Consider the following 20,759-nt stretch of genomic DNA (forward strand, 5'->3'; position numbering starts at 1 on the left):
GAGCTATCGTATGCTTCTGGACACAGGAGCATACTTTTGAATCACTGCATCGCTTTTTGGGAGTCTTCAGCCCGGATCCCCCGGAGTGCCAGTTTCACCACCGCCTTTACCGGATCTTTCTTACCCAGCTGGCGCAGGCGAAAAATCAGATGTGGGTTGGGCAGGCTCAGCAGGCACGCCGCTATGATGTCCACATCCAGGTCGGAGATTAGCTCCCCGGTGGCCTGTGCCCGCCGAATAGCCTGCTCTACCATGGCGGTGACATCCGTACCAAGTTCCTCGATCACCGGCTTCAGCTCCGTGAGAGAACCGTCGGTAAACATGTGCAGGACCTCATTGAAATCAATTTCCTGCGCCAGTCCCAGCATCATTTCGACGTAAAGCTCATACTGTCTGGAAAACGGAATCTCCTGCATAAAAATAGATAGAAACTGCTCCTCGACCCGTTGAATCTTTGTCCTGCACGACGCACAAAACAGCTCCGTCTTCGACGGAAAATACTCATAGATTGTGGACTTTCCGATCCCGGCCCGGGCGGCAATCTCCGACATGGAAACCCCGCCGATGCCCCGGAGGCTGAACTCCTTCAGCGCGGCCTGCAAAATTTCCGCGCGCCGCTGGTCACTGATCTTCGACACGGGGAGGTTCCTCCTTTCCCAGGAGCGCGGGCCGTTTCTTTTTTGCCGCGCGCTTATCTGAAAAGCGCTGGCTGAGGCTGTCCAGAACGCTGTAATACACCGGGGTGAACAACAGCGTCACGATGGTGGAAAGCAGCATACCTGTAATCATGACGATGGCCATGGGCTTCATCATCTCCGATCCCTCACCCACGCCAATGGCCATGGGCAGCAGGCCCAGCACCGTGGTCAGCATGGTCATCATCACAGGTCGGACACGGCGGGGACAGGCGTTGAGAATAGCCTCGTTCTTTTCCTCGCCCCGGAGGCGGCGGGTCTTGATGTAGTCCACCAGCACAATCGCAGAGTTGACCACAGTGCCCGCCAGCATAATTACGCTTACAAACGAAATAATAGAAATTTTCATGCCAAAGAAAATTTGTGTGCTCAGGGACCCCAGCAGGCTCACCGGCAAAATCATCATGATGATGACCGGCATCAGGAAGGACTCAAACTGAGAGGCCAGCACGAAGTACACAAGTCCCAGCGCCACAATCAGAGCGTTCCCCAAGCTCCTGAAGGAACTCATCATTTCGCTGTTCTCTCCGGCCACATCCACAATGACGCTGTCGGGAGCGTGATAGCCGTCAATCACTGTCTGTACGGATTTGGCGATGCCCACCGTGTCGTCTGTGCGGCTGTCGCCGGTGATGGTGATGGTGCGGCTCTGGTTCTGGCGAGTAATGGTCTGGGGCGCCATCACCACGTCCACGTTCGCCACCATATTCAGCGGGATAGAACTACCCATCGGCGTGGTAATGGGCATGGATCTCAGCGAGTCCAGACTCTTGCCCGCGTCCACCTCACCCCGGACTACCACGTTGATCTCCTCGCCGTTGACCTTCAGAACGGTGGCGGTGGAGCCGGTGAGCTGGCTGCGAACGGCGGTGCCGATGGTCGCGGCGGTAAGACCGTACTGCGCTGCCACATCGCGCCGCAGCGTCACATCCACCTCCGGCACCTGATCGCCGGCACTGGAAGAGACATTAATGGCGTCGGGAATTTCAGATATCTGATCAAGAAGGTCGTCCGCAGTGGCTTTCAGCTCGTCATAGTCGTCGCCGGACAGGGTGACGTCAATGGGACTGCCTGTCAATTCGGACATATCCATCATACCCGCGGAGGACACGGAAATATCCGTTCCGGCAATATTCTGGAGATCGTCCCTCAGCTGATTTCCGATCTCCTCTGCCGAGCGATGGCGGTCCCCGATGGGAACAAGGTTCAGCGTGACGGAGGTGGAATTGTTGCCAGTCATGCTGCTCATAGTACCGCCTCCGGTGGTATAGTAGATATCCTTGATCTCCGGAACGGTATCCATGGCGATATTCACCACCTGCTCGGCGATGTGCTGCGCCTCTTCCGTCTCGGTACCCACCGGCAAGCCCACGGTAACGTTGACGCTGCTCTGGTCCATGGCGGGCATCATCTCAAAGCCGGAGACGGCGATGATACCGGTAAAGACCACGATCATGCCCAGCGAGGCCAGCATAGCCCGCTTGCGATGGTTGATGAAGTACTCCAGCTTCTTCACATACCACTGTGTCAGGCGGCCTCTTTTTGCCTTCTTTGCGGCCTCCATGGCCTGGGCGTTGCCCTTCAGGTCCTTCCGGCTGCGGCCCAGCAGCATATAGCTCAGCAGCGGCACAATCGTCAGCGCCACCACCAAGGACATACCGATCAAAGTGCAGATAGTCAGGCAGAAATCATAGAACATCATACCCACAATCCCGTCGGTCAGTCCCATCGGCAGGAACACCGCCACGGTGGTCAGTGTGGAGGCCACGATGGCGAGGGACACCTCGCCGGTACCCTGAGTACAGGCGGAGTAGTTATCATATCCGTCAGATCGGTATCGGAAAATGTTTTCCAGCACCACAATGGAGTTATCCACAATCATACCGACACCCATGGCCACGCCGCCCAGGCTCATTATGTTCAGTGTGATGTTCAGAACTTTCATCAGAAGGAACACCGCCACGATGCAAAGAGGCATGGATACGGAGATGACCATCGTAGCGCCCCAATCCCGCAGGAACAGGAACAGTACCAGCGCCGCCAGCAGCACGCCCATAATGATATTTGAGATTGCACTGTCAACGGACTGATTGATATACTCGCTCTGGTCCATCAGCACGGACCAGCTCAAAGACGGGTTCTCCTTCGCGATATCCGCCATGGCCGCCTGTACGCTCCTGGCCGTGGTAACGGTGTTCACGTCGGACTGCTTATTGACGGACAGGACCACGCAGTCCTCCCCGTCCACCCGGGCGATTGCGCTTCGCTCCTGAGGCTTGAGGTATACATTTGCCACCTCGCCCAGCCGGACGCTGCCGCCGGTGGGCAGAGGAATCAAACAATTTGCAACGTCTTCGGCGGAGGAAAATTCCCCGTCGGTCCGAACGGAGAGGGTATTGGCCCCATTGTCCACACTGCCGGCGGGAATGGCCACGTTTTCGGCCGACAGGATCTGAGCGATATAGCTCAGGGACAGTCCGTAGCCCTCCAGTTTTTCCGTGTAGGTCTCTACGGCAATCTCATTTTTATAGCCGCCCTCTACGTCCACGGAGGCCACACCCTCGATACGCTCCAGCGCCGGAGAAATGGTGTCGTCCGCGATGGATTGGAGAGACGCCAGATCCGAGCCCTTTAGTCCGATAACCATCACGGGCATGGCGTCCATATTCAAAGCCATCATCACCGGATCGCCGGCATCATCGGGCAGGGTACTCTTTACCATGTTAATTTTGTCCCGCAGATCCGTCTTGGCGGTGTCAAGATCGGTGCCGTCGGCAAAGGTCACCATCACCAGGGACATATTTTCAACGGAGTAGGACTGGAGCTTATCCATGCCCGCCACCGACGCACAGGCGTTTTCCAGAGGAACCGTTACCAGATTCTCAATCTCCTGAGGGCCGGCCTGATAGGTGGTGTACATCAACATCATGGGCAGCTCTATGTCCGGCAGCAATGCCAGGGGTAGCTGAGAAAAGCCCAGCACGCCGAAGATCGCCACCATGATGCAGGCCATGATGGTCGTTACCCGGTGCCGGATGCAGAATGTGACGATTTTCATCCTTTCGCACCCTCCGCGCCGCCAGACGCCGCGCCGGAAGAGGCCGCGGAATTCTTTGCGCCGGCGGCAGAAGAAGACGCAGAGGAGGAAGCGGCAGAAGAAGACGCGCCGCTTCCGTCCGCGGCGGAGGCGGCCGCCGTGGCATTGGTGACGCGGACGGGCGCTCCGTCGTTCAGATAGCTTTGTCCCCGGGTTACCAGCTGCTCTCCCCCGTGAAGTCCGGAAGTGATCTCCGTCTGGGTCTCGCCCACAAGTCCGGTAGTGATGTTCACCTGATAGGCCGTATCGCCGTCTACAATATAAATGAATTGATGCCCGTCTTCCCCGGTCAGGATGGCTTCCGTGGGAATCAGGACCGTACCCACCCGGGAATCGGTGCGGAAGACGGCCTTGGCGAACATGCCGATAGAGACCTTCAGATCCTTGGGAAGATCGATATGTACCTCATACAGGGCGGAGGTCTGGCTGACGGCGGAGGCCACGGAGGCCACCGTTCCCTGAACGGTTCCGCTGCCGATGGATGGGATCGACACATCCACCGCGTCACCCACGCTGATGGAGGGCTGCAGCGTCTCGGAGACGTTTACAACTACCTGGGGCCGCCCAATCTCAGACACCACCACCGTGGGAGTGTTGGGAGCCACACTGACCCCGGCGGTGACGCTGACGCTGGAGACAGTCCCGGAGATAGGCGCCGTAACAGTGGGATTGTTCAGCACATCCCATACGTCGTCAAGCCCCATCTGCGTCAAGGTGCTCTTCCGGGTGTTCTCCGCCTGCATCGCCCCAAGCTTCGCCTGATCCAGCTGGTTCTGGCTCACCGCGCCCAGTTCAAAGAGGGACTGAAGGTTGGTGTAGCTCTCCTGCGTCTGGCGCACCTGCTCGTCGAGAAGCTCCCGGGTGCTGGTATACGTGGTCAGAGCGCTGCCGTAGGTATCCTCCAGATCGGAGGTATCCAGCGTGTACAGCGGATCGCCCGCAGCCACGGTGTCGCCAGCCTTGACCTTCACACTTTTTACTTTGCAGGCCACCTTACTCAGCACCGGCACATTGCGGTTGGCGGTAACGCTGCCGGTGACGGTGCTCTGTGTGGCGATGTTGCCGGTCTCCACCGTCTGAACTTCCACGGCAGTACCTTTGACTTCCGGCTCGGCAGAGGTATCGCCGCTCTGGCCGCAGGCCGTCAGCGAACCGATCAGCAGCGCTGCCGTCAGCAGCGCAAAAAGAGGTTGTTTTTTCATGCTTTTCTCCTTTATTTCAAGCAGCCTCAAACTAGGCCGTACTGGGTCGCATTGACATAGGCGCGATAGGCGCTGAACAAATTCCGCTGAGCGGTCTTCAGGTCATCCTGTGCGCTGTCCAGATCGCTCTTGGCGGACAGATACTCCTCGTGGGACAGCATCCCCAGCTCATATTTTTTCGCGGCGATGTTAAATGTCCGCTGCTGGAAGTCCACCGTTCCCTGCGCCGCAGTCACCAGGCGGGAGTCCTCCGGAATCGTTATGCACACCACCTTGAACTTTGCGGCAAAGGTGTTCTTTGCCCCCGAAAGCGCATTCTTGTTGGCGCCGCTGTCCTTGGTACTATAGGAAATCTGGGCGTTTGCCACGTCCACGTTCCGATCCATGGCGGTGCTGAGCATCTTGTCGTAGCTCACGGCGTCCAGGTCGGCCTGAGTGGGTATGGGAAGCGCAGCCAGCTTTACGGAGCCGCTGAGCTCCATGCCGCACATTCCTTCCAAGGTGACCTTGTTGGAGGAAATCTGGAATTTCAGGGAGTCAATCTGGCTTTGCAGCTGACTGCGCTGGTGATGGATACTCTCCACGTCATAGGCGGAGGCCATGCCCAGCTCCTGCCGCTTTTCGGTGATTGCAACAGCCCGGTCCAGCGTCTCAAGGCCCCGGTTCATAGCGTCCAGCCCATCCTCCATGGTGACAATGGCGATGTACAGCGTCTCCGCTCCCTTGACGATCTGATTGATGGCGTCGTTCAGGGAGTTTTTCGCGGACTCCGTACTGTCGTTCATGCTGTCACGCTGAGCTTGCAGAGCGCCGATCTGGCTGCTCAGCAAAGCTTCCTCCGTGTACAGCGCAGTCCACAGGGGAGTATTTATAGGCACGGAATTCTTCGCTTCGCTTACGCCACTCTTCATCTGACCCAAAGGGACAATCATGTCCCACACATCGGCCGTGGTGGTGTTGGAAATATCCTTCATCTGCCCCTGAAGTGAGAGCACCGTGTAGTTATACTTCTCCAACGCCTTGCGCAGATTTTCAAAGTGCAGCGTGTCGGCGGTGTTGTCCGCTACCAGAGCTGTGTTATGTATGCTGTTCGCCGTCAAAACATTTACATCCGAAGACGTCGCCGCGTCTTCCGGACCCGCAGACGCCGGCGCATCCGGAGCGGGTTCCCCAGTCGTCTCTGAACCGGCGGCAGCGGAGGCACCAGAGGAGGCGGACAACGGGGCCCCCGCCCCCGGATCGGCAGCGGACGAAGCCGTTTCCGGCGCGGTCTGAACATGATCGTACGCCATGACCGGCAGCGCGGCGGCCACCGTCAGTACAACAGACAAAAGCAGCGCTAAGGTTCGTTTCATATCAGGACTCCTTTTTCTGCGCAGCGCGCAAAGTTCTGCAAAGCTAAAAATTCCGACCGAACGGTCGGTCGGGATTTTTATTATAGGCGTGCGGCCAATGTCTGTCAAGAGTAATTTTCCAGCCGAATTTTAATGCGTCGCGCGTTGAAGCCCCGCGCATAAGAATGCCGGGAGTCTGACGTTGTCAGGCTCCCGGTATTCTTATGCGCTCATTCCCCCGATCTTTCCGCCGCAATTTCCTCGCGGATGCGGCGACGGCTGTCGTCAAACAGCAGTTCCCTGTTATGGCGGAAATAGGCGTCGCAGCCAAAGTGCTCCACAAACCAGCTGGTATCGTACCCGGCGGTGATTTCCGTCACAAAAATCACCAGCTCCTGCGAATCGGAAAAGGTCTCTTCCAGATACCCAAACGCGTTGTCAAAGCACTGCCCCGCCGCCTGAACGGCAGCTTTACGCACCTCCACCTCCGTGGCAAACCAGCCCCGGACGGCGTCCATGGCGTCTTTGTCCGCAATATCGCCGTCCAGTAAATCCTGCCGGTAACGCGCCAGAATCTCCAGCTCCCGCTGGTCCATAGTCCGGTGCTCCCGGTCCAGCTGTCCGGCGGCGGCAGCGCGCTCCATGCTCTCCCGGCGGAACTGCTCCAAATCGCGAAGGGCCTCCCCCGCCACAGTTCCCCCGGTCAACCGGGCCTTCAAAGCGGTGAGATCGGTGTGGAGCGTATCCGCCAAGGCGTCCTGCGCCCGCACACGGCCCGCCTCCTGACTGAGACGGCTCAGCAGCAATCCCAGTACCGACAGCTTTTCATCAAAGGGTGCGGTTCGAAGCTCGGACACGGCTGCGGCGGTCCATTTTCCCGCAAGAATCTCCTCCACGCGGTAGGTTCGCTGGTACTTCCTGTAAAGCTCCAGATATCCCGTGAAATCCCGGGCAATGCGGGGCAGCTGGATATACTGTTCCACGACCTCCCGGTCCACGGGAAGACCCAGCTTTTCATAGGCATAAATCAGCTCGCTCAGGTCCTCCCAGCCCCGGGCAGTGGCAAACTGAATGCCGTCCACCGTGGTCTCAATGCGATAAAAATTTTCCTTCTTTATGTCAAGATACGAAACAACCGCCCCGTGCAGACCCCGGCGGCGGGCGTACTCCTTCCAAACGGCGAAGTCCTCCTCAACATCTATGCGCTTCACCCGGTCCAGCGTCACCACGTCGAAGTCCCGGACGGATTTGTTGTACTCCGGCGGGTTCCCCGCCGCGGCGATGAGCCAGCCCTCGGGCAGCTTTTGGTTGCCAAAGGTCTTGCACTGCAAAAATTGCAGCATCATGGGGGCCAGCGTCTCGCTGACGCAGTTGATCTCGTCCAGAAAGAGAATGCCCTCTTTGATTCCGGTCCGCTCCATCAGGTCGTAGACCGAGGCCAAAATTTCGCTCATGGTATACTCCGTGACGGAGAACTCCCGCCCACCGTAGGTCCGTTTTTCGATAAACGGCAGACCCACAGCGCTTTGCCGGGTATGATGCGTGATGGTGTAGGCCACCAGCCCCACGCCGGTCTCCGATGCGATCTGCTCCATGATCTGGGTCTTCCCGATACCCGGAGGCCCCATCAGCAGCACAGGCCGCTGACGGACGGCGGGAATCAAGTAGTTCCCCAGGTCGTCTCTGGTCTGATAGGCTTTCAGGGTGTTGGCAATTTCCTCTTTTGCCTGTTTGATATTCATAAGTCCGTCTCCTTATAGCTCCGGCAGGTCCCGGAGGTCCGTTTCGTCCCGCTCGTCCGTATACGCCGCCTGCCTCTGGGCAGCGTCCAGTTCCGGCTCCGTCAACGCCATCCGGATGGCCCAGGGCGGCACCTCCACCGCCATAGCCGGGTCCTCCATCATCACAAACGCCGTCTCATAGGGCGGGCGCTTTTTCGGATACCGACCCATGCCGTCCGTGAAGTAGAGCAGGCCCCGCAGGCCTGTCAGTTCCCCGGCCTTTTGCAGTTCCTCCACCCGCCGGAAAACCGGGCGGAAATCCGTGGCACTGCCGCCTTCCAGATGAAAGTCCTCCATGTAGGTTTTCAATTCCCCCAGATCATGGAGCACCGTGTCGCTTCGCAGCTGGTCGTCGCACTGCATCACCCGGATGTTCACTCTGGAGGAAAACGTCTCCGTACTCCTCAAAATTGTATAGGTGGCCGACAGGAATCGCCGCACCAACTCCCCGGAGGTGGACATGGAGGTATCGATGGCGATGACAAAGTCCTCAATCCGCTTTTCCTCCCGGGTTTCCGGCGGCTCCACCAGCGGCATATTGCCATAAAGCCGCAGTCCGTAGGAGTAAAATCCGTAGTCAAAGCCGTCGCCGTCCACACCCAGCACTTCCCGGGGGACGGCAAACCGCCGGAGAAACTTCCGGTAGTCTACGCCGGGGCGGTTTGCAACCTTCACCTGCTCGTACACCGCCTCGCCGCCGGTAGCTTTGCCGGCGAGAACGGTCTCCATCCCAGTCTGGGTGCGCTCCGACGCAGACCGCCACTTTTTGTCCTGACGCTCACTGCGCTCCTGATCCTTTTTGCCCTGGGGATCCCACAGTCCGTGGTCGTCGGCGAAAAATTCCCGCTGGAGCCTCGCCCGTTCATACTCCGGGAGCTTGCGCCGCTGAAGCTCCCGGTAGATGCCCTCGGCGGTGAGAACCTTCATGCAGCTTTGAAGACTCCCGTAAAAATTTTGGCGCACCGGGGCCGCGGTAACCCCCAGACAGGGACGGTCCAGCCCGTCCAGAATACTCTCCACCGCCACGTCGCAGCTCAGATCCCACAGCTCCGAGTCACGCCCCTGTTTTTTTGCCAGATGGCGCAAAAGACAGTGCAGAATCACATGGAGGTATGCCCGGTCGATGTGAGCCATGCCCCGCAGGAACCGCTCGGAGAGGTAGGCGGAATCGTACAAAAGCCGCTCGCCATCGGTGGCAAGGGACAGCGTCACGCCGTCTCCCGGCTGGAATTGAAGGCCGCACAGCGCTGCATCCAGATACGGAAAGTTCAGATACAGCTCGCTCTGGGCCGAGCGCAGAATTTCAAGGCCGATCTCCGCCTTTGTATTTCCCTCCGGCATGACGCCGCCCCCCCCTCTCATAAGTCAAATGATTTGTTGAGGCCGTCCGGAATCTGCCCGCGCCGCTGTTCCAGCAGTAGTACCAGCGGCTCCGCAAGGCCCAGACGCCGGGCAGTCTCCGCCGCGCCGCCGAGGGTCTTCCCGTCCGCGCCGCACCGGGGCAAAAACCAGGAAAGCCCCCGGCTGTCGCGCTCCTCCAACAGCCAACCCAGCACGTCGCCCGTCCGGCTCTTCAAATACTGTAGATACCGCGCCGCCGCTTCCTCTGTCAGCTCACGGGGGGCCCGCAGCCGGTACCACGCAAGGCGCATCGCGCAGTCCGGGTCGTGCTCCGTGGCCAGCAGTCCGGGGAACAGCGCGTCGTATGCCGCCAGAGACAGCGCCCGCTCCCGGAACACATGATGATAGGGGTAACCCGGTCCGTAGAGGTGGAAATCGAAGTGATGGGCCGGGGAATTCTCCTCATAGGACTCTCGGTACTCCGGGAAAATCAGCCGGGCCGTCCCTCCGTCCGGGTACTCCACGGCCACGTCCAATTCCACCGGCAACTCGTCGGCAAAGAAGGAGAGGCTTTCCGCCCGGCTGTCCCGCACCCGGACGAAAAACCGGCGGAGACTGCGGCAGTTCATAAACACGCTGCCACCCCAGCTGTCCACCGGCTCCGTAACCCGCAGTTCCCGCAGCGCGGCGCAGCCCAAAAATGCATAGTCCCCCACCCGCCGCACCGTGGGCGGCAGGGTGACGGTCTCAATCCTCCGTGTGTCGCTTTCCGGCGTTCCCCCGCCGCAAGCAAGCCGCAAAGGCGTCCCCTCCGGAGCGGGCTGGTCTGGAGAAAAGGCATGATGGCCTAGGACGGTCACCGGAAAGCCCCGGACGGTCTCCGGCAAAATCACGTTCCGGTCGCCGGTCTCCACCCGCGTTACCTCCACGCCGTCGGGCACAGCCTGCCACCAAAGCGTCAGATCGTTTTGTCCCGCCGCCGTCTCCATCCGCTCACCTCTTCCGCAAAATGCAATCGTATGATACCATACTTTCTCCCGTTTTCCCAGTGCTTTTCCCACACGCCTGCAAGGTGAAGGGGCAATCAAAAAAAAATTATATTTTTTCTCTTGACAAACCGCGCATACTGTATATACTGTTTATGTACAGTATGTGAGGTGATTACAGTTTGGATATTCTATTGAGCAACTCCTCCAGCGCGCCCATTTATGAGCAGATCGCCACCCAGATCAAGGATCAGATCGTGGCGGGGTTGTTGGACCCGGGGCAGCCGCTGCCCTCCATCCGGGCGCTGGCAAAAGACCTGCGCATCTCCGTCATCACCACAAAGCGAGCCTATGATGAATTGGAGGCGGACGGTTTTTTATACACGGTGGCGGGCAAGGGGTGCTTTGTGGCGGAGCAGAACACAGAGCTGATCCGGGAGAGCCGCCTCCGGGAAATCGAGGGATATCTGCAATCCGCCGCAGATCTGGCGGGAAGCTGTCAGGTCACAGACGGGGAATTGCAGGAGATGCTGCGCGTAATCTTAAAGGGGGAATAAGCGATGAATGCAATTGAAATCAAAAACGTCAGCAAGAGCTTTGGCGATTTCGCCATACAGAATTTAAACTTTGAACTGCCCAAGGGGTCCATCTGCGGTCTGGTCGGTGAAAACGGGGCGGGCAAATCCACCACCATCCGCCTGATTATGCACGCCCTGCGACCCGACAGCGGCGAGATCAGCGTTTTGGGCGTGGACAACCGCAGCCCGGAGTTTCAGCAGGTAAAGGAGGATGTCGGGATCGTACTGGACGAGGCGTACTTTCCCGAGACGCTGAACGCAAATCAGGTGGGTCTTGTGATGGCGGATACTTATGCCCGCTGGGACGCAGCGGTTTACAACGGCTTTTTAAAACGCTTCGACTTGCCGCCCAAAAAGATATTCAAGGATTATTCCCGGGGCATGACCATGAAACTGGCCATCGCCGTGGCGTTGAGCCACAGTCCCCGGCTGCTGATTCTGGACGAGGCCACCAGCGGCCTTGACCCCATCGTGCGGGATGAAATTCTGGAGCTTTTCTCCGAGTTCACCCGGGACGCGGAGCACTCCATTTTGATCTCGTCCCATATCGTCAGCGACCTTGAAAAGCTGTGCGATTACATCGCGTTTCTCCATAAGGGACAGCTGCGATTCTGCATGGAAAAGGACGCCCTGCGGGATGAGTACGGTATTGTGAGCTGCACGAAGGGCCAGTTGGAAAGTCTTCCCGCCGAGGCCGTTTGTGGCGTGGAAAAATCACCTTACGGCGCGAGGGTTTTGGTAAAGCGAAAGCTGGTCTCCGCCGGGTTCCAGATAGACCGGCCCAATATCGAAGATGTCATTCTGTTTCTGGTGAAGGGGGAAAAGCAGGCATGAAGGCTCTTTTAAAAAAGGATATTTTCGTACTTGTCCGGCAGATGCGGGTGTTTTTGCTGATGATCGCGGTTTTCGCGGTGCTCCCGGGAGCAAATATGAGCGTTTTCGCCATTGTCTACTGCGGGATGCTGCCCTATACGGCCATGGCCTATGACGAGCGGAGCAAATGGACGGAGCTGGTGTCCATGATGCCCTATACCCCCGGTGACATCGTACTGAGCAAATATGCGCTGGGCTGGCTGGCAATTGGGGCCGCTACCGTGCTGAGCGCCGCAGCCCATCTGATCATGGGGCATATCATGCCCTCAGTGTACGGCCTGACCCTCTCCGAAGTTCTGCCTTCGATGTGCATCGGCTTCATTATGATCGCCATAACGCTGCCTCTCATGTTCCGCTTCGGCGTAGAAAAGGGCCGGATGTTCTTTATTCTGCTGATCGTGATGCTGTCCGTCGGCGGCGCGGCACTGGTGCAGGGCGTGTTGGGTTCCGACGGGGAGATTCCGGAAGGGCTGAACGCCTTGTTCTCGCTGGGCATCCCCGCGCTGGCCGCGGTGCTGACGGCGATCTCGATTCCGCTGTCTATTGTCCTATACAATCGGCGCAGCGTGTGACGCAGGACGCCGAAGCTGTCCCATTAAAAAAGCAGTCCCTGGGGAGCACACAGTGCTCCCCAGGGACTGCTTTTTCTATCTCAGGAAATGGAGAAGGTAGCGCAGATGGCTTCCAGTCGGGTGCCAAACCCTTCGGCCGCCTCATCGGGAAAGGCCTGATACAAGTACCAGTCATGGGAACTCTCCGCTGTTCCCGGGTCCTGTTCAACTCTGACGCGCATCTGGCTCGCCGACCATGATCTGCCCGTCTCATCCTCCGCGCAGACCGTCAACGTCACATCCGAGTTGGCCACCGCAACCCACTGGTCAACGGCCCCCTTGGGCAACTTCCCGGTGGTCTTTGTCCATCCCTCGTCGGGAATGTAGATAGAGTATCCCTCCCCCTCGTACAGCGTGGCGGGGACCTCCTCCGTCTGCCCCTCCAGCTCCATGGACAAAGTGGTCTGCTTTTCTCTGCCCGTTTCAGGGGCGGACTCCTGCGACGCCGCGGAGGCCGCTGCGCTGGTTGATGCGTCGGTGGATGTACTGGCGGATGCGCCGGCGGGCGCGGTCTGTCCGCAGGCGGACACCGTCAGCGCAAGGCACAAAGCAGCGGCCAGTGTAATGATTCGGTTCATTCAGGTTCCTCCTAATATCGACTGTTTCATAGAAAGACGCTCAAGCGCCGAGAAAAGTTTCAAAAGGGAGCCTTTCGGCTCCCTTTTGCAGTTCAGTCCTTCCGCTTGCCCAGGTACGCTTCTTTCACCTTTTCATTGACAAGAAGCTCCGCGCCGGTGCCGGAAAGGGTGATATGTCCGGTTTCCAGCACGTAGGCCAGGTCCGCGATCTTCAGCGCCATATTGGCGTTTTGCTCGATCAGCAGAATCGTGACCCCCTGACGGTTGATCTCCTGAATGATTTTGAAGATATCCTGCACCACCAGTGGGGCAAGTCCCAATGAGGGTTCATCCATCATCATGAGCTTTGGCCGGCTCATCAGCGCCCGGCCCACGGCCAGCATCTGCTGTTCGCCGCCGGAGAGGGTTCCCGCCAACTGCCAAGACCGCTCCTTCAGACGAGGAAACAGCTCGTAGACCCAGTTCAGGTCTTTCTCGATCCCCGCCTTGTCTTTGCGAAGGTAGGCCCCGATTTTCAGATTTTCCAGCACCGTCAGATCCGCGAACACCCGCCGTCCCTCTGGGGACAGGGCAATGCCCTCTCCGATAATGTGGTCGATTCTCTTTCCGATCAACTCGCTCCCGTTCCACTGGATGGAGCCGGAGTCGGCCTTGACAAGGCCGGTGATGGTGCGCAGGGTGGTGGATTTTCCGGCACCGTTGGCCCCAATCAGGGTGACGATCTTTCCGTCGGGCACCTCCATGGAGATGCCCCGCAGCGCGTGGATGCCGCCATAGGACACTTTTAGATTGTCGATTTTAAGCATCTTCCGCCACCCCCAGATATGCGTCGATCACGCGCTGATTGTTTTGAATTTCCGCCGGGGTACCCTTGGCGATCAATCCGCCGAAATCCAGCACGTAAATACGGTCGGAGATATCCATGACCAGATCCATGTGGTGTTCGATGAGAAACACCGTCAGCCCCAGGTCGGAGCGGATACGGCCGATGAACTCCGTCAGGTCGTTGGTCTCCTGGGGGTTCATGCCCGCCGCCGGTTCGTCCAGCAAAAGGAGCTTCGGCTCCGTCGCCAGTGCCCGGGCAATTTCCAGTCGGCGCTGTTTGCCGTAAGGCAAGGAGGTGGCCAGCTCGTCCTTCGCCTCGCTGAGACCCACGATCTCCAGCAGCCGCTCCACGTCGGCCCGTTGGGCCGCCTCCTCCCGTCTGTTCAGCCGGAACGTGGCGGAAAACAGGCCGGATGTACGCCGAAGATGCTTTGCGATCAGAATGTTGTCGAACACCGTCTGGGATTTCCACAGGCGGATGTTCTGAAAGGTCCGGGCCATGCCCAGCTTTGTGATAACATCCGGTGTGGGAGCAAGCACCTTGTCCGTGAAAGCCGCGGAGTCGCGCTCCTTCTCCGTTTCTTCCAGCGCGTCCTTTGTCTCCGCATTCTCCGCCTGTACGCGGAAAGCGGCGGTGTACATCTCCGGGTTTTGCCCCTTGTAGAGCTTTTTCATCTTCCCCTGAGGGTGATTGCGCACGATGGTCTCGCCGCAGAACTCCACCCGGCCGTTGCTGGGGGCGTATACACCGGTGATGACGTTGAACGCGGTGGTCTTACCCGCGCCGTTGGGGCCGATCAGAGAGACGATCTCCCCCTTGTTGATCTCCAGATTCAGATTATCAACCGCCACCACGCCGCCGAACTGCATGGTCGCGTTTTCCACACGCAGCACATTTTCACTCATTGCCAACACCTGCCTTTGCCTTCGCGGAACGTTTCTTCTTTCCCAGGTCCCACAGCTCCTTGTCCCCCATGATGCCCTCCCGGAAGAACAGCACCATGATCATAATGACAACTGAAAATACCACCATGCGGAAGCCGGAACGCAGCAGCGGCAGCTTCAGTCTGGGGCTGATGACAAACCACACGTCCCAAAGCAGGGCGATGGCCGCCACTGCCAGACCCAGCACCGCTCCCCATCTGACCGCGGGCCGCCCCTGTGCCGCCCGGGTTATCAGCTTTTCCCCTTTACGCTTCATGCTCAGCAGCCCAAAGGCCACAACGGCGGCAATCAATACGCCGAATATAACAGCAAATTTCACCTTTGCGTCAAAGTTTTTAAGGGTGGTCTCGTTATCCAAAAACCGCAGCCCCCACTCCGAGCAGCCAACGAACAAAAACGAGGCAATGGCGGACCCGGTTATGGACCCAATGCCGCCGATGACCACGATCAGCAAAATCTCATAGGTCATAGCTGCCTTAAACGCAACGGCTTGCACGCTGGCCTGAAACATGGCCAGCAGTGCGCCGGAGATTCCCGCAAAAAAGGAGCTGATGATAAAGCTCATGCGCTTGTGTTTTGCAAGATTGATGCCCATGGCCTCAGCGGCGACCTCGTCATCCCGGATGGCCTTGAATGCCCGGCCATAGGTGGAATTGATCAGCAGCACCACCACAAAGATGCACAGTCCCGAAAACAGGAAGGGCATCACCGTGGTCAGCTTCAAGCTGCCCAGATGGAAGTCCGTGAAACCGGTGAATCCGTACAGCAGATTGGAACCGTTGGTGACGGGGCCCAGTTTTTCATACTGCACCACCGCACGGATAATCTCCGCAAAGCCCAGCGTGGCAATGGCCAGATAGTCACTTTTTAATTTCAGCACAGGAAGGCCGATGAGCCACGCGAAAAAGCCCGCCACGCATCCCGCCAGAATCAGGCAGATCACCACGCCCAGCAGCAGACCAAACTGGCCCATGGAATTTCCCAGGCTCTGTGTCACAGAGAAACCCAGGCCGCCCTCCTCATACCGCTGATAGACGCTGGCCTGCCGCTCCACAGGAACGGTAAGAACTGCGTAGGTATAGGCGCCCAGCAGCATAAAGCCCGCCTGCCCCAGAGAGAAGAGCCCGGTAAAACCGTTCAGCAGGTTCATGGAAACCGCCACCAGCGCATAGATTGCGCCCTTTTGCAGCACCGTCAAAAGCATAGAGGGAACGTGCGGAAGATTGTCCAGCGCTCCTACCAGCACCAGCACAGCGACGGCGATCATCAAGGCAATCCAAGCCTTCTTATGGTCGTTCTTCTTGATCATTCCGTCACACCTTCTCCGTTAGATTCTCTCCGAAGAGGCCGGTGGGCTTTACCGCGAGGATCACGATCAGCAGCGCAAAGGTGAACGCGTCGGAAAACGTGGTCAAGCCTGAGCCCTTGATAAGGCTCTCGCAGATACCAATGATGAAGCCGCCGATCACCGCGCCGGGAATGGACCCGATGCCGCCAAACACAGCGGCCACGAATGCCTTCAGCCCCGGCATGGCGCCCACGGTGGGGGTGACGGTGGCATAGTTGGAGAAGTACAGCATGGACCCCACCGCTGCCAAAAAGGACCCCACCACAAAGGTGAAGCTGATGACATTGTTGATCTTGATGCCCATGAGCTGCGCCGTCTCAAAGTCCCGGGACGCGGCCCGCATGGCCATGCCGATCTTGGTTCGTTTGATCAGTACCACCAGCACCACTACCAGCAGAATCGTCAAAAACGGGGTGATAATTGTAACGCGGCTGGTGGTGGTACCCGCCACGTTCACCCGGTCACTGATCCAGGGCAGAACAGGGTACTGCTTGGCAAGACCGCCGGTGAGATACCACATGGAGTTTTGCAGCAGATAGCTCATACCGATGGCGGAGATCATGACCGACATGCGGGGCGCGGTGCGCAGGGGCCGGTAGGCCACCTTTTCCACCATCACACCCAGAATCACCGTCAGGACGATGGTCAGGGGGATGGAAACGCTCAGGGGCATGGTCGCGGCAGCATAAACCATGACAAAACCGGCCACCGTGAAAATATCGCCGTGGGCGAAGTTGATCAGTCGCAGAATACCGTACACCATCGTATACCCGATGGCGATCAGGGCGTACTGCCCGCCCACGGAGACGCCTGCCAGTAGATAGGGCAGGATTTTATCAAGCATGGAACTCCCTCCGTTTTCTCCGTTCCCCGAAACCGGGAACGGGCTGAATCCCACGCCGGAGCGTGGATTTTCTTCTGTTCTGCATCGAACCCTTCGGCTCTCGGCTCGATGCAAGCCAGAATCGCTGGAATCGGAAAAGCGCAGGCGGGGAGAACCCCGCCTGCGCTTTGCGTAGTACGGTTTGAGGCAGGTATCCGATCAGCCTTGCACGGACTGGCGCTTGATGAAGGTAAACGCGCCGTCTGTGGCCTGCTTGATATAAGCCTCGGTCTTGTTGGCATCGCCGGTGTCCGGATTCATCGTGATGTGGCCGGTAACAGCATCAAAATCTACTTTGAACAGGGCTGCCTGGATATCCGCGCCGGAGGTGGACTGAGCCAGCTTGATGGCCTCGACGGCGGTCATATAAGAATCGTAACCCAAAGCGGAGACAGCTGCCACGATGTCGTTGCCGCCATTATTGGTCAAATTCTGGGGATCAGCGTTCAGGAACTCCTTAAAGCCCTTGACGAACGTGGAGGCGAGGCCGGAATCGTCGTTCTCGTCAAAGAAGGTGGAGCAGTAGACCGGCAGACCGGTACCCTTCTGGGCGTCCAGAATCACGGAGGACTCCCAAGTGTCGCCGGCACAGACGGGGATGGTAACACCGGACTTGGCAGCCTGACCGATAATCAAAGAGGCATAGGTGGTGGCGGAGGGAGCAAAGATCACATCCGCGCCATAGGCCACGGCGTTCTGAATGTAAGCGGAGAAATCGGATGTACCCTCGGGGAAGTTCTCGGACTTCACTTCGCCGCCCAGGCCCTCAAACGCCTTCGTAAAATACGTGCCCAGGCCCGTGCCGTAGTCCTCGCCCAGCATGGTCAGAACATAGGCCTTCTTGGCGCTGAACTGCTCAGAGACAAAGTTGGCCATGACACTGCCCTGGAAGGGGTCCAGGAAGCAGACGCGGAAGTAGTAGGGGTTCTGCTCTGTAACGGCGGGGTTCGTGCAGGAGCAGCCGATGGCGGGAATCTGCGCCTGCTGGAAAGTGGGTGCGGCGGCAATGCACACGCCAGAGCCATAGGAGCCCAGAACCACAGACACACCCGCGTTCACCAAGGACTGAGCGGCGGTGATGGCCTTGTCGGTCGTAGACTGGTTATCCACGATCTCCAACTGGATGTCATAGGTCTGGCCTTTGATGTCCACGGTGGGAGTCACCTGATTGGCGTACTGGATGCCCAGGACCTCCTGCTTGCCGCCGGCGCCGTTGTCACCGGAAGCGGGCTCGAACACACCCACCTTCAGCACGGGGTTGCTGCCGGAAGCGGACGAGCCGCTGGCGGCACTGCCGGAAGCGGCATTCTCACCGCAGGCGGCCAGGGCAAAGGTCATGACAAGCGCCAAGGTAAGTGCAAGAAACTTTTTCATGTTCTTTCCTCCTGTCTTCATAAAAGAGAATGGCTGTACCGATTCTCTTTGCATGAGAAATATTTTACGTAATTTTTTCTGGTTTTTCAAGTAGAATTATATACAGAAAGAATCTTCAAAGTGTCCCAAACTCTGAAAAATTTCAGCCTCCTCGCTTTTATTTTGTCCTCAATACAGGGACATGTGTAGCCATTCAAGAAGAAGCAGCTTGCATTTGTCTTCATGGTGTGGACATCCTTTTTTAGTGATATCGCCGAAAGAGGCAAAAAATAATTGTCCGTTTCCATATCTCCCCGTCAAATCCCCTTATTTTCGGGGTTCCCAACAGATCATTCGCAGTTTGGAACAAGCCTTCAGAGAAAACAGACATCAAATTGAAAAGAGCAGTCCCCGCCGTCCATGGGACGCGGGGACTGCAGTCGTCCTTTTAAAGCGCTCACGCCTGTGCAGGAGCAGGAACATCTACCACGGTCAAAAACTCCGACCGGTTCATCGTCTCGTGGGCCAGCAAGTAGTTGGCCACGGACTCCAGCTGCGGGCGGCGGGCCCGCAAAATCTCCTCGCACTGGTTATAAGCGGAGGCGATAATCCGGCGTACCTCCTCGTCGATCTGGGCTGCAATCTGCTCGGAATAACTGCGGCCCTGGCTCATGGTCCGGCCAATGAACACCTCGTCGTGCCCGGACTCGAAGGATACGGTGCCCAATTTCTCACTCATACCGTAGCTGGCCACCATTTTGTGGGCAATCTGCGTGGCCCGCTGAATATCGTTGCCAGCGCCGGTGGAAATATCCCCCAGCACCAGCTTCTCTGCGGCCCGACCGCCCAGAAGGGCCACGATCTGTTCCTCCAGATGCCGTTTGGACATATAGGATCGGTCCTCCTGGGGAAGGGAGATGGTCATGCCGCCCGCCTGTCCCCGCGGAACAATGGAGATTTGATTCACCGGGTCGTGGTCGGGTAGAGAGTGCATCACAATGGCGTGGCCCGCCTCATGAAAGGCGGTGAGCCTGCGCTCGTGCTCCGGAATCACCCGGCTTTTTTTCTCCGGACCCGCAATGACCTTGATCTCCGCCTCTTTCAGATCCGCCATGGTGATATACTTTTGATCCCGCCGAGCCGCCAGCAGCGCGCCTTCGTTGGTCAGGTTCTCAAGATCCGCACCGGTGAAGCCGGGGGTCCCCTTGGCCAGTTCGCTCAGATCCACATCCTCCGCCAGAGGCTTTCCTCGGGTGTGGACCTTCAGAATTTCCTCCCGGCCCCGGATATCCGGAAGGCCTACGTACACCTGTCGATCAAACCGGCCGGGGCGCAGCAGAGCCGGATCCAGCACATCCACCCGGTTGGTGGCAGCCAGAACCACCACGCCCTCATTGGCCGAAAATCCGTCCATCTCCACCAGAAGCTGGTTCAGCGTCTGCTCCCGCTCGTCGTGTCCGCCGCCCAGACCCGTGCCTCTCTGCCGGCCGACGGCGTCAATTTCGTCGATGAATACGATGCAGGGGGAGGTCTTTACCGCCTCCTTGAAAAGATCCCGGACGCGGGACGCGCCCACGCCCACATACAGCTCCACGAAGTCGGAGCCGGAGATGGACAAAAAGCCGACTTTGGCCTCTCCCGCCACGGCCTTGGCAAGCAAAGTCTTGCCGGTGCCCGGAGGGCCAACCAGCAGGACGCCCTTGGGGATACGGGCGCCCAAATCCGTATACTTCTGCGGGTCCTTCAAAAATTCCACAATCTCCCGCAGCTCTTCTTTTTCCTCGTCGGCTCCTGCCACATCCGCAAAGGTAATGGACTTATCCTTCTCGGAAAGGGTGTGGGTCCGGGCCTCGCTGAAGCGGCTCATGCGGTCGCCTCCGCCGCCCGCCCCGGCCCGGGCGGTCAGAAAGTACCATATGCCGCCCAGAATCAGCGCCATCAGCACATAGGGCATCAGCAGCGCAAACCAGTTGGTGGAATGGTCCGCGTGGTATTCGTAGGAGGTAATGATTCCCTTTTCTGACTGGGTCTGCACCAGCGCATTCAGATCGTCGTAAAACAGGTCGAAATCATACAGCTCGTAGACCGCGGTGGTACTGCCCCGGACCTTTTCCCGCAGGTGCAGGGTCAGCGTGTTGTCGGAGACGGTAAAGCTCTCCACCTTCTCCTGCTTGAAAAGCTGCACCACCTCGGAGTATTCCAGCGGCTCCGGGGCGGAATTGCTATGCCACAGGTACGCGGCGCACAGCAGCATGATCACCGCCAGAAAAATGAAGGTAAGCGCGTTTGTCGCTTTTGAATTTTTCAATGGGACTTCACTCCTTTGCGG

General features: G+C 58.2%; 17 protein-coding genes. 3 read left to right on the plus strand and 14 right to left on the minus strand.

Translation table 11 applies throughout. The features are described from left to right. Positions 1 to 41: 41 nt before the first annotated feature. From ABWQ15_RS10315 to ABWQ15_RS10345, 7 genes are all read right to left on the minus strand, one after another. Positions 42 to 638 (minus strand): TetR/AcrR family transcriptional regulator, encoded by a 597-nt coding sequence (locus ABWQ15_RS10315; protein WP_353908688.1) that lies wholly within the window; start codon positions 636 to 638, stop codon positions 42 to 44. Next, entirely contained in the window at positions 622 to 3,753 is a 3,132-nt protein-coding gene (locus tag ABWQ15_RS10320) for an efflux RND transporter permease subunit (protein WP_353908689.1), read from the minus strand. The genes ABWQ15_RS10315 and ABWQ15_RS10320 overlap by 17 nt, the downstream gene beginning before the upstream one ends. Further along, positions 3,750 to 4,994 (minus strand): efflux RND transporter periplasmic adaptor subunit, encoded by a 1,245-nt coding sequence (locus ABWQ15_RS10325; protein ID WP_353908690.1) that lies wholly within the window; start codon positions 4,992 to 4,994, stop codon positions 3,750 to 3,752. The genes ABWQ15_RS10320 and ABWQ15_RS10325 overlap by 4 nt, the downstream gene beginning before the upstream one ends. A gap of 26 nt (positions 4,995 to 5,020) precedes the next feature. Further along, positions 5,021 to 6,349, minus strand: coding sequence for a TolC family protein (locus tag ABWQ15_RS10330; RefSeq protein ID WP_353908691.1), 1,329 nt, complete (start codon positions 6,347 to 6,349; stop codon positions 5,021 to 5,023). Between the two features lie 209 nt (positions 6,350 to 6,558). Next, on the minus strand, positions 6,559 to 8,070 hold the full coding sequence (locus ABWQ15_RS10335; protein WP_353908692.1) for an ATP-binding protein: 1,512 nt from the start codon (positions 8,068 to 8,070) through the stop codon (positions 6,559 to 6,561). Between the two features lie 12 nt (positions 8,071 to 8,082). After that, positions 8,083 to 9,450, minus strand: coding sequence for a vWA domain-containing protein (locus ABWQ15_RS10340; protein ID WP_353908693.1), 1,368 nt, complete (start codon positions 9,448 to 9,450; stop codon positions 8,083 to 8,085). Positions 9,451 to 9,467: 17 nt separating this feature from the next. Then, a complete protein-coding gene (locus ABWQ15_RS10345) occupies positions 9,468 to 10,439 on the minus strand; it encodes a leucine-rich repeat protein (protein WP_353908694.1) in 972 nt (323 codons plus the stop codon). A gap of 179 nt (positions 10,440 to 10,618) precedes the next feature. Between ABWQ15_RS10345 and ABWQ15_RS10350 the strand changes: the two genes are divergently transcribed. The 3 genes from ABWQ15_RS10350 to ABWQ15_RS10360 are packed head-to-tail and all read left to right on the plus strand — an operon-like array spanning position 10,619 to position 12,459. Then, positions 10,619 to 10,993, plus strand: coding sequence for a GntR family transcriptional regulator (locus tag ABWQ15_RS10350; RefSeq protein ID WP_353908695.1), 375 nt, complete (start codon positions 10,619 to 10,621; stop codon positions 10,991 to 10,993). 3 nt (positions 10,994 to 10,996) lie between these two features. Beyond that, positions 10,997 to 11,848 (plus strand): ABC transporter ATP-binding protein, encoded by an 852-nt coding sequence (locus ABWQ15_RS10355; protein WP_353908696.1) that lies wholly within the window; start codon positions 10,997 to 10,999, stop codon positions 11,846 to 11,848. Next, positions 11,845 to 12,459, plus strand: coding sequence for an ABC-2 transporter permease (locus tag ABWQ15_RS10360; protein ID WP_353908697.1), 615 nt, complete (start codon positions 11,845 to 11,847; stop codon positions 12,457 to 12,459). The genes ABWQ15_RS10355 and ABWQ15_RS10360 overlap by 4 nt, the downstream gene beginning before the upstream one ends. A gap of 80 nt (positions 12,460 to 12,539) precedes the next feature. Here the strand turns inward: ABWQ15_RS10360 and ABWQ15_RS10365 are convergent, their stop codons facing one another. The 7 genes from ABWQ15_RS10365 to ftsH form a co-directional block, all read right to left on the minus strand. Continuing rightward, the gene (locus ABWQ15_RS10365; protein WP_353908698.1) at positions 12,540 to 13,076 is read right to left on the minus strand and encodes a DUF8580 domain-containing lipoprotein; all 537 of its coding nucleotides are present in this window, start codon (positions 13,074 to 13,076) and stop codon (positions 12,540 to 12,542) included. A gap of 92 nt (positions 13,077 to 13,168) precedes the next feature. After that, positions 13,169 to 13,882, minus strand: coding sequence for an ABC transporter ATP-binding protein (locus ABWQ15_RS10370; RefSeq protein ID WP_353908699.1), 714 nt, complete (start codon positions 13,880 to 13,882; stop codon positions 13,169 to 13,171). Beyond that, positions 13,875 to 14,807 carry an ABC transporter ATP-binding protein gene (locus ABWQ15_RS10375; RefSeq protein WP_353908700.1) on the minus strand — a complete coding sequence of 311 codons (933 nt, stop codon included), beginning with the start codon at positions 14,805 to 14,807 and terminating at the stop codon, positions 13,875 to 13,877. The genes ABWQ15_RS10370 and ABWQ15_RS10375 overlap by 8 nt, the downstream gene beginning before the upstream one ends. Further along, entirely contained in the window at positions 14,800 to 16,155 is a 1,356-nt protein-coding gene (locus ABWQ15_RS10380; protein WP_353908701.1) for a branched-chain amino acid ABC transporter permease, read from the minus strand. Before ABWQ15_RS10380 ends, ABWQ15_RS10375 begins: the two co-directional genes overlap by 8 nt. Positions 16,156 to 16,159: 4 nt before the next feature. Further along, positions 16,160 to 17,038, minus strand: coding sequence for a branched-chain amino acid ABC transporter permease (locus tag ABWQ15_RS10385; RefSeq protein WP_353908702.1), 879 nt, complete (start codon positions 17,036 to 17,038; stop codon positions 16,160 to 16,162). A 198-nt stretch (positions 17,039 to 17,236) separates the two neighbouring features. After that, on the minus strand, positions 17,237 to 18,451 hold the full coding sequence (locus tag ABWQ15_RS10390) for an ABC transporter substrate-binding protein (RefSeq protein ID WP_353908703.1): 1,215 nt from the start codon (positions 18,449 to 18,451) through the stop codon (positions 17,237 to 17,239). Positions 18,452 to 18,887: 436 nt separating this feature from the next. After that, entirely contained in the window at positions 18,888 to 20,738 is a 1,851-nt protein-coding gene (ftsH, locus tag ABWQ15_RS10395) for an ATP-dependent zinc metalloprotease FtsH (protein ID WP_353908704.1), read from the minus strand. Positions 20,739 to 20,759: the final 21 nt, after the last annotated feature.

The organism is Oscillibacter sp., from assembly GCF_040505565.1.
Classification (GTDB): Bacteria; Bacillota; Clostridia; order Oscillospirales; family Oscillospiraceae; genus Oscillibacter.